This window comes from Phytobacter sp. V69 (assembly GCF_965644215.1).
Taxonomy (GTDB): Bacteria; Pseudomonadota; Gammaproteobacteria; order Enterobacterales; family Enterobacteriaceae; genus Phytobacter.
On sequence record NZ_CBFFRL010000141.1, the window covers coordinates 1 to 12,685 of the forward strand.

Annotated in this window: 13 protein-coding genes and 1 pseudogene; 7 read left to right on the forward strand and 7 right to left on the reverse strand. The window is 56.3% G+C overall.

The genetic code is table 11. From position 1 onward, the window contains the following. The first annotated feature begins 203 nt into the window (after positions 1-203). Together ACSZPU_RS17895 and ACSZPU_RS17900 are read left to right on the forward strand one after the other, a co-directional pair. Positions 204-551 carry a YidH family protein gene (locus ACSZPU_RS17895; protein WP_499001486.1) on the forward strand — a complete coding sequence of 116 codons (348 nt, stop codon included), beginning with the start codon at positions 204-206 and terminating at the stop codon, positions 549-551. Further along, positions 541-891 carry a DUF202 domain-containing protein gene (locus ACSZPU_RS17900; RefSeq protein ID WP_499001488.1) on the forward strand — a complete coding sequence of 117 codons (351 nt, stop codon included), beginning with the start codon at positions 541-543 and terminating at the stop codon, positions 889-891. Before ACSZPU_RS17895 ends, ACSZPU_RS17900 begins: the two co-directional genes overlap by 11 nt. Before the next feature lie 3 nt (positions 892-894). Here the strand turns inward: ACSZPU_RS17900 and dsdA are convergent, their stop codons facing one another. Both dsdA and dsdX read right to left on the reverse strand, forming a co-directional pair. After that, positions 895-2,223, reverse strand: coding sequence for a D-serine ammonia-lyase (dsdA, locus tag ACSZPU_RS17905; protein ID WP_499001490.1), 1,329 nt, complete (start codon positions 2,221-2,223; stop codon positions 895-897). Positions 2,224-2,240: 17 nt separating this feature from the next. Continuing rightward, positions 2,241-3,578 carry a D-serine transporter DsdX gene (dsdX, locus tag ACSZPU_RS17910; protein ID WP_499001492.1) on the reverse strand — a complete coding sequence of 446 codons (1,338 nt, stop codon included), beginning with the start codon at positions 3,576-3,578 and terminating at the stop codon, positions 2,241-2,243. Positions 3,579-3,808: 230 nt separating this feature from the next. Between dsdX and dsdC the strand changes: the two genes are divergently transcribed. Together dsdC and ACSZPU_RS17920 are read left to right on the forward strand one after the other, a co-directional pair. Continuing rightward, complete coding sequence (gene dsdC / locus ACSZPU_RS17915; RefSeq protein ID WP_499001495.1) at positions 3,809-4,735, forward strand: DNA-binding transcriptional regulator DsdC; 927 nt, start codon at positions 3,809-3,811, stop codon at positions 4,733-4,735. A 345-nt stretch (positions 4,736-5,080) separates the two neighbouring features. Beyond that, positions 5,081-5,746 (forward strand): annotated as a pseudogene (locus ACSZPU_RS17920) (cellulase family glycosylhydrolase); the annotation flags it as partial. A gap of 166 nt (positions 5,747-5,912) precedes the next feature. Here ACSZPU_RS17920 and emrD read toward each other — a convergent pair. Together emrD and ACSZPU_RS17930 are read right to left on the reverse strand one after the other, a co-directional pair. Next, on the reverse strand, positions 5,913-7,154 hold the full coding sequence (gene emrD, locus ACSZPU_RS17925) for a multidrug efflux MFS transporter EmrD (protein WP_499001496.1): 1,242 nt from the start codon (positions 7,152-7,154) through the stop codon (positions 5,913-5,915). A gap of 175 nt (positions 7,155-7,329) precedes the next feature. Next, on the reverse strand, positions 7,330-8,163 hold the full coding sequence (locus ACSZPU_RS17930) for an EamA family transporter (protein WP_499001499.1): 834 nt from the start codon (positions 8,161-8,163) through the stop codon (positions 7,330-7,332). A gap of 230 nt (positions 8,164-8,393) precedes the next feature. Here ACSZPU_RS17930 and ivbL point away from each other — a divergent pair, with 230 nt between their 5' ends. The 3 genes from ivbL (at position 8,394) to ilvN (ending at position 10,575) form a co-directional block, all read left to right on the forward strand. Beyond that, complete coding sequence (gene ivbL, locus ACSZPU_RS17935; RefSeq protein ID WP_103281084.1) at positions 8,394-8,492, forward strand: ilvB operon leader peptide IvbL; 99 nt, start codon at positions 8,394-8,396, stop codon at positions 8,490-8,492. Positions 8,493-8,595: 103 nt separating this feature from the next. Continuing rightward, positions 8,596-10,281: an acetolactate synthase large subunit gene (gene ilvB / locus ACSZPU_RS17940; protein WP_499001501.1), complete on the forward strand. Its 1,686-nt coding sequence runs from the start codon at positions 8,596-8,598 to the stop codon at positions 10,279-10,281. 3 nt (positions 10,282-10,284) lie between these two features. Further along, positions 10,285-10,575: an acetolactate synthase small subunit gene (ilvN, locus tag ACSZPU_RS17945; protein WP_499001503.1), complete on the forward strand. Its 291-nt coding sequence runs from the start codon at positions 10,285-10,287 to the stop codon at positions 10,573-10,575. A 34-nt stretch (positions 10,576-10,609) separates the two neighbouring features. On the opposite strand, the gene ACSZPU_RS17950 is transcribed toward ilvN, so the two are convergent. Genes ACSZPU_RS17950 through ACSZPU_RS17960 form a run of 3 tightly spaced genes read right to left on the reverse strand, consistent with a single transcriptional unit; the run spans position 10,610 to position 12,595 of the window. Further along, on the reverse strand, positions 10,610-11,242 hold the full coding sequence (locus ACSZPU_RS17950) for a 2-dehydro-3-deoxy-6-phosphogalactonate aldolase (RefSeq protein ID WP_499001505.1): 633 nt from the start codon (positions 11,240-11,242) through the stop codon (positions 10,610-10,612). Further along, complete coding sequence (locus tag ACSZPU_RS17955) at positions 11,229-12,131, reverse strand: 2-dehydro-3-deoxygalactonokinase (protein WP_499001507.1); 903 nt, start codon at positions 12,129-12,131, stop codon at positions 11,229-11,231. The genes ACSZPU_RS17950 and ACSZPU_RS17955 overlap by 14 nt, the downstream gene beginning before the upstream one ends. A gap of 53 nt (positions 12,132-12,184) precedes the next feature. After that, positions 12,185-12,595 carry a hypothetical protein gene (locus ACSZPU_RS17960; RefSeq protein ID WP_499001508.1) on the reverse strand — a complete coding sequence of 137 codons (411 nt, stop codon included), beginning with the start codon at positions 12,593-12,595 and terminating at the stop codon, positions 12,185-12,187. Positions 12,596-12,685 lie beyond the last annotated feature (90 nt).

The following is a 12,685-nucleotide window of genomic DNA, read 5'->3' on the forward strand; positions in this document are numbered from 1 at the left end:
GTCATGATAATAGGGCCTTCTGATTAGAAGGCCCTATTATCAATGATTTTTATCCTCGTGACGACACTATCTAATATCATGCCCAGTGAACTGAATTTGTTATGTGTAACCATTGCCCATAGCTCCTTTACGATGCGATGTTGTTATGCTCAATAGTATCATTGAGGCGAATAAATGCGTTTTAGAGAAATTAAGGAGTCTTCATGAAAATATCCCTGCCGGGAGAGGCACCGGATTACCGCTTCTCGCTGGCCAATGAGCGCACGTTTCTCGCATGGATCCGTACCGCGCTGGGTTTTCTGGCGGCGGGTGTCGGACTTGATCAACTGGCGCCGGAGTTTGCCACACCGCTGATTCGCCAGGTGCTGGCGCTGCTGCTCTGTCTGTTTGCCGGGGGGCTGGCAGTTTATGGCTATATGCGCTGGCTGCGCAATGAAAAAGCGATGCGCCTGAAAGAAGACTTGCCCTATACGCGAAGCCTGCTGGTGATAAGCGCAGTGTTGCTGACGGTGGCCGCCGTAGTAATGGGGCTGGTGCTGTATGGCGGATGACCGTAAGGCGCGTCGCGTGGCCGATCCTGGGCTACAGCCAGAACGCACGTCACTGGCCTGGCTGCGCACCTTTTTTGGCTACATTGCCCTGCTTGCCTTTGCGGTGAAGCACAACTGGCAGCATTCGGGCGTTACCTTCTGGATCTCACTGGTGGTGTTGTTGCTGGTCGGCGGTATGCTGTGGCGATATACGCGTAACCGCACCCTGATGGATGTTGAAAGCAGCGATCTCGCCAGGCCCGGCGTAATCCGCGATAAGCTGCTGATTGCGCTAGCCGTGCTCTCTCTTTCGCTGCTGTTCGGGCTAATGCATCTGCGCCATATCCTCAGTTCCCTGTAATCGTCAGATCTGCCGGGCTTTTGCCAGATATTGCGTCATCTCTTCTTGTGGCACCATCCCGCCGCCGGTTGCCCAGACGATGTGCGCAGCTTTAGCGAATTGCTCTGCGGTAATGCCCTGTAAACGCTGATATTCCGCACTTGCACATACACGCAGTGGCCCCGCCATACCCGCCAGCGCCGAGGGCTCCAGGCGGATACCTTCTTCCTGCGCCAGCATGCCGAGCAGATCGTACATCGTTTGATCGTCCAGGGTGTAGAAGCCATCCAGCAGTCGTTGCATGGCGCGGCCGACAAAGCCGGATGCCCGGCCCACCGCCAGCCCGTCTGCCGCCGTGACATTATCGATCCCCAACTCCTGGACGGAAATTGCATCATGCAGCCCGGTGTAAACTCCCAGAAGCATGCACGGCGAGTGGGTTGGCTCGGCAAAGAAGCAGTGCACGTTATCGCCGAATACCAGTTTCAGGCCAAAAGCTACCCCGCCAGGCCCACCGCCCACGCCGCACGGCAGATAGACGAACAGCGGATGCTCGGCATCCACCACGCGACCTTGCTGTGCAAACTGATCCTTCAGGCGCTGCCCGGCAACCGCATAGCCCAGAAACAGCGTGCGGGAATTTTCATCATCGATAAAGAAACAGTTCGGATCGGACTCCGCCGCCTTACGACCTTGTTCAACCGCCACGCCGTAATCTTCTTCGTACTCCACTACCGTCACGCCGTGGCTGCGCAGTTTGGCTTTTTTCCACGCGCGGGCGTCAGCGGACATATGCACCGTGACGTTAAAGCCGATGCGGGCGCTCATGATGCCAATCGACAGCCCCAGGTTGCCGGTCGAGCCAACGGCGATGCTGTACTGGCTAAAGAACTGTTTGAATGCGGGTGTGAGCAACACACTGTAGTCATCGTCGGTGCTCAGGAGACCCGCTTCCAGCGCCAGTTTTTCCGCGTGGGCCAGCACTTCATAAATGCCGCCACGGGCTTTGATGGAACCCGAAACCGGCAGATGACTGTCCTTTTTCAGCAGCAGTTCGCCGTTAATGGTCTGCCCGTATGCATTTTCCAGTCGCTTTTGCATGGCCGGAATGGCGACCAGTTCAGATTCAATGATGCCGCCAGAGGCTGCCGTTTCGGGGAACGCTTTGGCCAGATACGGCGCGAAACGGGTGAGGCGAGCATGAGCGTTCTCAACATCCGCCAGCGTGAGCCCGACCCAAGGCAAACCTTCCGCCAGAGAGGTTGTGCCAGGGTTAAACCAGGTCGTTTCATTGAGGGCGACCAGTTCTTCCACCAAAGGATAGCGGGCGATGAGTTGTTGAATGTTTTCCATAGTACGTCTCTTTGCATTCAGATAATAAAGGAAAGCAGGAATGTGCCAGCCAGCGCAACGACCGAAGCGATAAATGTTGCCGTTGTATAGTATTTAAACGTCTCATGAAGGGTCGCACCGCAGTACTGTTTCACCAGCCAGAAGAGCGAATCGGTGACGATCGTGCAGCCAATGGCACCCGAACCGATGGCAATAGCAATGATTTCCGGGCTAACGTTGGGATAGAGCGGTAGCATCGGTGCGACAATCGCCGTTGCCCCCATCATCGCTACCGTCGCGGAACCGACAGCGGCGTGCAAAATCAGCGCCACCAGCCACGCCAGCAGAATGGGGTGCATGTGCATGTTGGAGAGGAGCACCGCCAGGGTGTCCGCCAGCCCACTGCTCTTGAGAATGGCGTTGAACGCCCCGCCCGCCCCGATAATCAGCAGGATATTCGCAATCGAGCCAAAACCGTTTTCCGTGTGGGTCAGCAGTACACCCATGCCGATATGCTGACGCAGACCGAGAATGTAATACGCCACAAAGACGGCGATAAACATGGCGGTAATAGGGTTACCGATAAACTCCAGCAACGTATACAGCGTGCCACCTTTTGCCATGTTCAACTCGGCAACGGTTTTCACCAGCATCAGGCCAATGGGCAGCAGTACGGTAAACAGCGTTGCGCCCAGCGACGGCAGCGTGTTTTCGTCGCGCACCTTGAGGTCGGAAAACTCAGCCGGCACCGGTTTAAACGGCAGACGGTTACCGAGGAATTTCAGGAGCAGCGGGCCGCCGATCAGCGAGGCCATCAGGCCAACCAGCAGGCCGTAAACAATCACCGTACCGATATCTGCGCCGAGCTTATTGGCCACGAACAGCGCAGCCGGATGCGGTGGTACCACGCAGTGAACGGCCATCAGGGCGGTACACAATGGAATGGCTAGTTTCAGTAGTGAGGTATTGGTTTTTTTGGCAATTGAAAATGCCAGCGGGATCAGCAGTACCACACCCACTTCAACAAACAGCGTGATCCCGCAAATCAACCCGACCAGCACCATAATGACGTCGGCGGATAGCCAGCGGCAGCGCTGGAGCGGCAGACCGATGCGTTCTGCCGCGCCGGAGACCTCCATCATTTTACCGAGAATCGTCCCGAGACCGATAACGGCGGCGAGGAACCCCAATGTTCCGCCGATCCCGCTTTCAATTGCATCGACCATCTCCAGCGGCCCCATCCCCATCATCGCGCCCACAAAGAAGCTGGCTAACAGCAGCGCCAGAAACGGATGGAATTTGAATTTTACGATGGTCAAAACGATCAACACGATGCTTATCAGCAGCGTGCTCACTACCCAGATTTGAGCGTGCATATCTCACCTTGCCCTGTGATTAACCTGCCTCTATTGGATAAAAACACGACGCAGGCTGACAAACGATATAAATTGCCTTTCACATGAGAAAAATTGCATTAACTTGGTGATTTACGTCGAATAATGACGGTAAAAAGCGAGATGATTCACTTTTATTCATCTTTGTGCTGATTTTTGCAGCGTGTTTTTTTAACACTGCGGGCAAAAGAATCAGGGTGACAGAGGTGGTTATGGATCCCCTTCGCGACGGCAGAAATCGTCTGCTCAATGGCTGGCAGTTATCAAAGCTCTACACCTTTGAGGTGGCGGCCAGACATCAATCTTTTGCGCTGGCGGCGGATGAGCTGTCGTTGAGCCCCAGTGCCGTCAGCCATCGTATTAATCAGCTGGAAGACGAGCTGGGCATCCAGCTGTTTGTCCGTTCCCACCGCAAAGTGGAGCTCACTCAAGAAGGTAAACGGGTGTTCTGGGCGCTGAAATCGTCGCTGGATACGCTGAATCAGGAAATCCTTGATATCAAAAATCAGGAGCTGTCCGGCACACTGACGGTCTACTCCCGACCATCCATTGCCCAGTGCTGGCTGGTTCCTGCGTTAGGCGACTTCACGCGCCGCTATCCATCTATCTCGCTAACAGTGTTAACCGGTAACGACAACGTCAATCTCCAGCGCGCTGGCATCGATCTGGCCATCTATTTTGATGATGCGCCATCGGCACAGCTGACCCACCATTTCCTGATGGATGAAGAGATTCTGCCGGTATGCAGCCCTGATTATGCCCGCCGCTTTGACTTAACGGGGTCGCTGGTGAACCTGCCGCACTGTACTTTGCTGCACGACAGGCAGGCCTGGAGCAACGACTCCGGTACTGACGAGTGGCACAGCTGGGCGCAACATTTTGGCGTTATTCTGCCGACATCGTCGGGAATTGGCTTCGATCGTTCAGATTTAGCGGTGATTGCGGCAATGAACCATATCGGCGTGGCGATGGGACGCAAACGGCTGGTGCAAAAGCGCCTCGACAGCGGGGAGCTTATCGCGCCTTTTGGCGACATGACGCTGAGATGTCACCAGCACTATTACATTTCTACCTTGCTAGGCAGACAATGGCCGAAAATTGAGGCATTTATCCAGTGGCTACAGCATCTGAACGTGTAAAATCAGAGCCCTCTGCTTGCAGTGTCTGACCACTGTGGAGAGCGATTGAGAATTTATTACGCTTTGGCGCTACGTATTCGGCGACAAATCATGCTAAATATACCCAGAATACTTCGAGTTGCAGGAGCCAGTGAACCCAAGTCAATCGTAGGGATAGGTTGTTTAAGCACTACCATCCTGCATATTGAAGTTACTTGGGTATACATGTAATCACCACCGATTTTGGCAAGGTCAATTGTGTTAAAACCACTGTTAGCGATTGCTCTGCTTCTGGCGGGCACGCCTGCGTTTGCTGCTGATACGCCGCTTACAGCGACACGCTACGCGCAGGAACTGGGCGTAGGCATGGATGTTGACTGGGCGCGAACCGAGCGCGGTATCCGTGAGTTCGACCCGCTTATCGTCCGCGATTTCTATGCGGAAGGGATTCGCCATGTGCGTATCCGGGTGGCCGATCCGTTAACCGAAGCCCGCCTGATTCATCTGCGTAAGCTGGTGGAAGCCTGCGAAAAATACGGTGTGATCCCGATTATTTCCTACCAGGCGGATACCTTTAAGGCTGAGCCGGGTGCGAAAAACGAAGCCCAGCTGGTGGCGTGGTGGTCAACGGTGGCGAACTACTTTGGCACTGAACATCCGACGCTCGGTTTTGATCTGATTTATGAGCCGTCGGACAAGCTGAATCACGATCTGCCCGCCCTTAACCGCGCGTATGAAAACATCATCAAAACCATTCACGACATCAATCCGCAGCGCATGATCTTTGTTGCGCCGCGACTGCGGGCCGCGCCCGAGGATTTAATGTCGCTGAAATTGCCGGGTCGTAGCCAGAATTACCTGCTCGCGGAGTGGCATATCTTCCCATGGGGACCGTTGAAAAGTAACGGGAAATATCCTTGGACATCGGGCACGGCGGCAGAGAAAACGGCCATCAGAGCGCGCATTAACACCGCGCTGCACTGGCAGCAAAAAACCGGTCATGCCACCTGGGTTGGCGGCTGGTCGGTGGGTGAAACCATTAAAAGTCCGCCGGGAGAATCACAGCTGGCATTCGCCGCGTTTATGGCCTGTGAGCTGAATAAGGCGCAGATCCCCTTCGCCCTCAATGCTGATACGCAGTTCTATGATGGCGAAGAGGGTGCGTGGCGGCCAACGACCGAGCCGCTGCTGAAAACGATTATTTCACCGGACTGTGAGAAGGCTGATGCGAAGCCGGATCGTCGGGAAGGCAAGCCGCCTGTTCATGGTCATGGCGCTTCTGGCGCAGCGCCAGCGGCAGCCAGCTCAGCAGAATCAAAAGCCCTGCCAGCGTCATCAGCATCCCGAGGCTAAGCTGGCTGTTCTGGGGCAGCTGCGCCGAGAACCAGGCTAACGCGCCAGAACCCATATTTTGCATACCGCCAACCAGCGCCCCCGCCGTTCCTGCCAGAAAAGGGAACGGCTCCATTGCGCCACTGGTCGCCAGCGGGAAGAGCATGCCCGCACCGAAGAAGAACAGCGCGGCGGGAACCAGCAGCGTCCAGACCGTCATCACGCCAAACCAGCCGGGGATCCACATCATTACGCCCGCCAGCAGACAGCTGGCAACCGCCTGCCACATCAACGTTGTGAAGCGCGCGTTCTGGCGTCCGGCGAACCAGGCACCGAAAAAGGCCGCCGGAATAGGCAGGATAAACAGAATACTGACCGCCATGCTGGACAGCCCAAGGGTTGCGCCCATCAGCACGCCTGTGCAAGCCTCAAACACCGCGATACCGGCCAGCCCGCCAATCAGCATCAGCAAATAGCAGTTAAACATGCCGTTAACCAACAGGGTTTTATAACGGGCAATCAAACTCATTTTTACCGTACCGGTTGGGCGCGTTTCCGGCATCCAGCGCGCCATGCTGAATGTGACGATGGCGCAAAGTATCAGCAGGAACGCAAAACAGGCGCGCCAGCCCCAAAGCGTGGTCAACAGGCCGCCAATCAACGGCGCGAGCAGCGGGCTTACCAGAATGCCCATGTTCAGCAAGCTGTTGGCGTGGCGTAATTCGGTACCGGAATAAAGATCGCGCGGCAGGGTTCGCGCCATTACGCCGCCGACGCCGGTCCCCATGCCCTGAGCGGCGCTGGCGACAATCAGTACGGTCAGGCTGTGGGTCGTTACAGCCACCAGCGTGGCCAGCATAAACACCGTCAGGCCGCAGAGGATCGCCGGGCGACGGCCAAAGCGGTCGGCTAAGGGGCCGTAAAAAAGCTGCGATACGCCGTAGGTGAGCAGATAGGCAGCCATGACATTTTGTACCGCACCTTCACGGGCATTGAGATCCTGCGCCATACCGGCAATAGCTGGAATATAAATGGTTTGCGCCATCTGCCCCACCGCCACCAGCAGGACCAGCATCAAAAGTAAACTGACGTTACGCTGTCTTTTCATTTCGCTGAATATGTTTTAAAAATTGATAAATAAAGAATATGTTGCTGTCATAACCGTAAAATGCGAGAGGAATCTACCACGGAAATATGACAAGACAAGACGCGGGGTCAGAAAGGCTTATTGCGGTCAGGCAGGATTCGTAAACGAATTGCGGCAACATTTGTTGCCAGGATGATCAAGAAAGGCGTAGCAAGATGGCACCGGCCGCAATGCCGCAGGCGGCAACGATGCGTAATCCGGCCACTTTTTCCTTCAGCAATAAAAAGGCAAGCAGCGCACCGAAGAGAATGGAGGTCTCGCGCAGCGCGGCGACCACCGCCAGCGGCGCCTGTGTCATCGCCCACAGGGCAAGACCATACGAGCCCATGGTGCCAACACCGCCCGGTAGTCCTTTCTTCCAGTTATTCACCAGATAGTGCGAAACCTCGCGGCGGCGGGCAATCATCGCCCAGGCCAGCAGGCAAAAACCGTTCATGAAAAAGGTCCAGAGAGTGTAGCCGAGCGCACTGCCCGCCAGGCGTACGCCCGTGCCATCCACCAGCGTGTATCCGGCGATAAAACAGGAGTTCAGCAGCGCCAGCCAGATCCCGCGCTTTGAGCTGTGCCGTCCGTTGCAGGCCATGCCGAGAATAGAGAGGCAAATGACCGCGATGCCGAGCCATGCAAAGGTTGAAAGTGAATCGCCCAATGCGATGACGCTTATTAGCGCCACCAACAGCGGCGCGGTGCCGCGCATCAACGGGTAGGTCTGACTCATATCGGAAACTTGATAGGTCTTGGCAACCAGCACCGTATAGATGACCTGTAACATGCACGAGACGGCGAGGTACGGCGCGCTGGTCAGCGAAGGCTGCGGTGAGAAGGGCAGCATCACCAGGGCAATCAAGGCCGCAGAACCGCTAACGCAGATGGCGGAGTAAAGTTTGTCGCTGCCCGCTTTAACAATCGCGTTCCAGCTCGCATGAAGAAGTGCGGCAAACAGCAGAATACAAAAAACAGTAACAGTCATGAGGGCTTAAGTGTCGGTGGGCGGCGGGTAAAAACGTATCATGAAACCGGTGAGCGGAGCGACAGTTCTCTGTTGCGTTAACGACGACAACGGCTCATTTCAGTTTTCATTGTCGAACATGTGAAACGTGATCGGTTGCGCAGATTTTCTCTGTGACGTAAAAACCGGTTGTCCAAACGTCATTCCTGTGTTTGTATAAATCCTGTTAATTATTTAGATACGAGTCCCCAATGAACGCTTCCACTATGACGATGAACCTACTAAAAACCGCGCACAACGCTGCGGTGGTCGTCGTGCGTGTGGTGGTGGTCGTCGGCAATGCGCCGTAGGGACTGGAACAACACACGATTCCAAAACCCCGCCGGCGCAAACCGGCGGGGTTTTTCGTTCTACCCCTCCCGGAAAGTCGGCCCAGAAGAAAAGGACTGGAGCATGGCAAGTTCGGGCACAACACAAACGATACGCTTTACCGGCGCGCAACTGATCGTTCATTTACTGGAGCGTCAGGGCATTACCACGGTAGCGGGTATTCCTGGCGGGACCGTTCTCCCGCTGTATGACGCATTAAGCCAAAGCACGCAAATCCGCCACGTACTGGCCCGCCACGAGCAGGGTGCCGGGTTTATCGCCCAGGGCATGGCGCGTACCGAAGGCAAACCCGCTGTCTGCATGGCCTGTAGCGGGCCGGGCGCCACCAACCTGGTGACCGCCATCGCCGATGCGCGTCTCGATTCCATTCCGCTGGTGTGTATCACCGGGCAGGTGCCTGCCTCGATGATCGGCACCGATGCGTTCCAGGAAGTGGACACTTACGGCATCTCTATCCCCATCACTAAGCACAATTACCTGGTCCGCAACATTGCTGAGCTTCCGCAGGTGATGAGCGACGCGTTCCGCATTGCGCAATCCGGCCGTCCTGGCCCGGTGTGGATAGATATTCCTAAAGATGTCCAGACTGCGACCATCGAACTGAGCGAGTTGCCCGAACCGGGCGGCAGAGCACCTGCTCCGGCGTTTGATGCGAAAGGTGTCCAGGAAGCGGCGGTGATGATTAATGCCGCACAGCGTCCGGTGCTGTATCTGGGCGGTGGGGTGATCAACGCGCCGGAACAGGTACGCGCGCTGGCGGAGAAAGCGAATCTGCCGACCACCATGACCTTAATGGCGCTGGGCATGTTGCCAAAAGCACATCCGCTGTCGCTGGGGATGCTGGGTATGCACGGCGCGCGCAGCACCAACTTTATTCTGCAAGAGTCTGATTTGCTGGTTGTTCTGGGTGCACGTTTTGATGACCGGGCGATTGGTAAAACCGAGCAGTTCTGCCCGAACGCGAAAATCATTCATGTGGATATCGACCGCGCCGAGCTGGGTAAAATCAAGCAGCCGCACGTTGCGATTCAGGGCGATGTAGGCGAAGTACTGGCACAACTACTGCCGCAAATTGACGCCCAGCCACGCGATGCGTGGCGTGGTCTGGTGGCACAGCTGCAGCAAGAATTCCCGTCTGCTATTCCGCAGGGCGGCGACCCGCTGACCCATTACGGCCTGATCAATGCCGTTGCCGCCTGTGTTGATGATGAGGCGATTATCTCTACCGACGTGGGCCAGCATCAGATGTGGACCGCGCAGGCGTATCCGCTCAATCGTCCGCGTCAGTGGCTGACCTCCGGTGGTCTGGGTACCATGGGCTTCGGCCTGCCGGCGGCAGTGGGCGCGGCGCTGGCGAACCCGCAACGTAAAGTGATCTGCTTCTCCGGTGACGGCAGCCTGATGATGAATATTCAGGAGATGGCGACCGCCGCAGAGAACAATCTGGATGTGAAAATCATCCTGATGAACAACGAAGCGTTAGGCCTGGTGCATCAGCAGCAGAGCCTGTTCTACAAGCAGGGCGTGTTCGCGGCGACCTATCCGGGGATGATTAACTTTATGCAGATTGCCGCCGGTTTTGGCCTGCAAACCTGTGACCTGAACAACGAAGCTGACCCGCATGCCGCGTTGCAGGAGATTATCTCTCGCCCGGGTCCGGCGCTGATCCACGTGCGCATCGACGCCGAAGAAAAAGTGTATCCGATGGTGCCGCCAGGCGCGGCAAATACTGAAATGGTGGGGGAATAAGCCATGCAACAGACAACTTCTGACAACGTAATTCTCGAACTCACCGTACGTAACCATCCGGGCGTCATGACCCACGTCTGCGGCCTGTTCGCCCGTCGTGCGTTTAACGTGGAAGGCATTCTCTGTTTGCCGATCAAAGACAGCGAGCAGAGCCGCATCTGGCTACTGGTGAATGACGATCAGCGCCTGGAGCAGATGATTAGCCAGATTGAGAAGCTGGAAGACGTGGTGCAGGTGGTGCGCAACCAGTCTTCGCCGGGGATGTTTAACAAACTGGCCGTGTTCTTCGAGTAACACACATCCCCCGCCATCTGCGCGGGGGCATGGGTTAACTCAGGGCAGGTGTGCGCTGTGCGGCCTGCCAGCTCAACATAAAGGCCTGCGCCTGCTCGCGCGTTTTCGCCACCGATTGCCCTGCACGATACAGGTCGCTGCCTAATCCCACCCCTTCACATCCTGCTTCCAGGTAGTGCGCCAGATTGTCAGTCGTGATCCCACCAACGGCATACAGGGCGGCATCTGTGGGTAATACCGCTCGCAACGCACGGATATACCCGGTACCCACTTCCCCGGCCGGGAAGATTTTGAGCGATGACGCCCCCGAACGTAATGCACTAAAGGCTTCGCTTGCCGTCTGGCATCCAACGCAAATCTCCATATCATGTGCGCGTGCCGCAGCGATCACCGCCGGATCGGTATTGGGTGTCAAAATAAACTGACAGCCCAGTGCCGCCAAAACGGGGATGTTGCCAGCGTCGGTCACCGTACCGGCACCCACGCGCATCTTCCCGCCATAGTGTTTTACCGCAAGGCCTATGCTCTGCTGCCAGTCGGGGGAATTCAGCGGGATTTCAACGGTGGTAAATCCCGCCTGGGCGAGCGCTTCAATGTGCACCAGCACCTCATCGGGTGTTACGCCACGCAGAATGGCAACCAGTGGGAGGACATTAGTCGTGTGCATGCAAAATGCTCCTGATTCCAGCAAGAAAGGCGGCATCACCGGTGACCACGCGGCAGGTGAGCCCGAAATGGTGGATAAGCGTTTGATAGCGTGCCAGCAGGCTGTCGCTGCCAACGATCACCACTTTGTCCTGAGGGGTAATACGGTAATGGTGCTGCATCTGGGCGATTTCGTGGCCAATCAAAAACCCTGACAACGCGGTGTGCAGCCTGGCGGGTTCGAGTGCGTTACACAGCATGCGCGAGCGCAGCGAAAAGGCCCCCCGTGACAGGCAGGTCTCCTGTGCGCCCCACTTCGCCCCTTGTAAGAACAGTGCGTCGCTTTCTTGTTGGGGAATATTCGGCAAGCGCAGGACGGATTGTGTCGACAGAAGATGGAAAAATTCGCCGGTCATGATGGTCTGAAAATCGCCTGCCACGCCGTTTTCTACGCTGACCCATTTACTATGCGTGCCGGGAAATACATACCAGCGTTCTTCGCCCAGCGCGCCAAGAAGCTGCGTTTCTTCACCGCGCATGACGTTAAAGGTATCCGGCCCCGGTAACTGCAATCCGGGTACGATCGAGACCGGGAAGGGGCCAGCCTCGTCGACGGCGGTTAGATGCTGGGCCAGAGAGGCAATGGGTGTTGGGCAGGTCAGATAAGGGGCGTTCACCCAACCCATATTGCTGCCGACCATACCGCTCATGATGACCTGCGTATTGGCAGCAAGCTGAACCGGACAGGCGGCTAACACGGTTTGCCAGAGGTCGCTGAATCCACCGGGCTTTTGCCGCGTCGCCCCTTGATCGCTGGCATATTGCCAGACGCATTCGCCGTCCTGCCAGACCCACAGGCGTAAGTTGCTCGACCCCCAGTCGACGGCAATATAATTATCAGCACTGAACATACTACGTTCCTGATGGTGAAAAGGAGCCTGTCGCCAGACTCCGGTGAGAGGGATTACTGCCCGGTAATTTCCATTTTCTTGTCGAAGTTGATGCACAACGAACAGATGAGATAACCCACTGCCGCCAGGGCGAAGAACATCATGGCGGCGTAGTAGTTGCCGGTGGCCTGTACCAAAAATCCGATAAAAATCGGCAGGATAGCGGCGAACAGGTTACTGGTGAAATTCATGGTGCCGCAGATGGTGCCCGCCACAGATTGCGCGCCCAGCAGTCCCGGAATCGACCAGTAAACGCTGGCCCAGCGCAGCGGGAACAGGGCGATAGTCAGCAGGGTGATGGCAACGCCCGGCGTTGAGCTTTGTGCACACAGGAAGATGCCGACGCCTGCGGTAATCGCGGAAATGGCGAGCATGGTGTGCATGACGCGGCTGGTTTTACCGCCTCTGGCGCGCCATTTATCCATGATATAACCGCCGGTTAAGGAAGGTGCGATTTAATCGGTGGGGTTCAGTGGAGTCCTTAGCTGTATTAGCCTTACCTTAGCTGAGCTGTA

Coding starts and splice junctions, on each gene's coding strand:
- ACSZPU_RS17930 (WP_499001499.1), bottom strand. CDS start 8,163: ATGACTGTTACTGTTTTTTGTATTCTGCTGTTTGCCGCACTTCTTCAT.
- ivbL (WP_103281084.1), top strand. CDS start 8,394: ATGAACGCTTCCACTATGACGATGAACCTACTAAAAACCGCGCACAAC.
- ACSZPU_RS17895 (WP_499001486.1), top strand. CDS start 204: ATGAAAATATCCCTGCCGGGAGAGGCACCGGATTACCGCTTCTCGCTG.
- ilvB (WP_499001501.1), top strand. CDS start 8,596: ATGGCAAGTTCGGGCACAACACAAACGATACGCTTTACCGGCGCGCAA.
- dsdC (WP_499001495.1), top strand. CDS start 3,809: ATGGATCCCCTTCGCGACGGCAGAAATCGTCTGCTCAATGGCTGGCAG.
- ilvN (WP_499001503.1), top strand. CDS start 10,285: ATGCAACAGACAACTTCTGACAACGTAATTCTCGAACTCACCGTACGT.
- emrD (WP_499001496.1), bottom strand. CDS start 7,154: ATGAAAAGACAGCGTAACGTCAGTTTACTTTTGATGCTGGTCCTGCTG.
- ACSZPU_RS17900 (WP_499001488.1), top strand. CDS start 541: ATGGCGGATGACCGTAAGGCGCGTCGCGTGGCCGATCCTGGGCTACAG.
- ACSZPU_RS17950 (WP_499001505.1), bottom strand. CDS start 11,242: ATGCACACGACTAATGTCCTCCCACTGGTTGCCATTCTGCGTGGCGTA.
- dsdX (WP_499001492.1), bottom strand. CDS start 3,578: ATGCACGCTCAAATCTGGGTAGTGAGCACGCTGCTGATAAGCATCGTG.
- ACSZPU_RS17955 (WP_499001507.1), bottom strand. CDS start 12,131: ATGTTCAGTGCTGATAATTATATTGCCGTCGACTGGGGGTCGAGCAAC.
- dsdA (WP_499001490.1), bottom strand. CDS start 2,223: ATGGAAAACATTCAACAACTCATCGCCCGCTATCCTTTGGTGGAAGAA.
- ACSZPU_RS17960 (WP_499001508.1), bottom strand. CDS start 12,595: ATGGATAAATGGCGCGCCAGAGGCGGTAAAACCAGCCGCGTCATGCAC.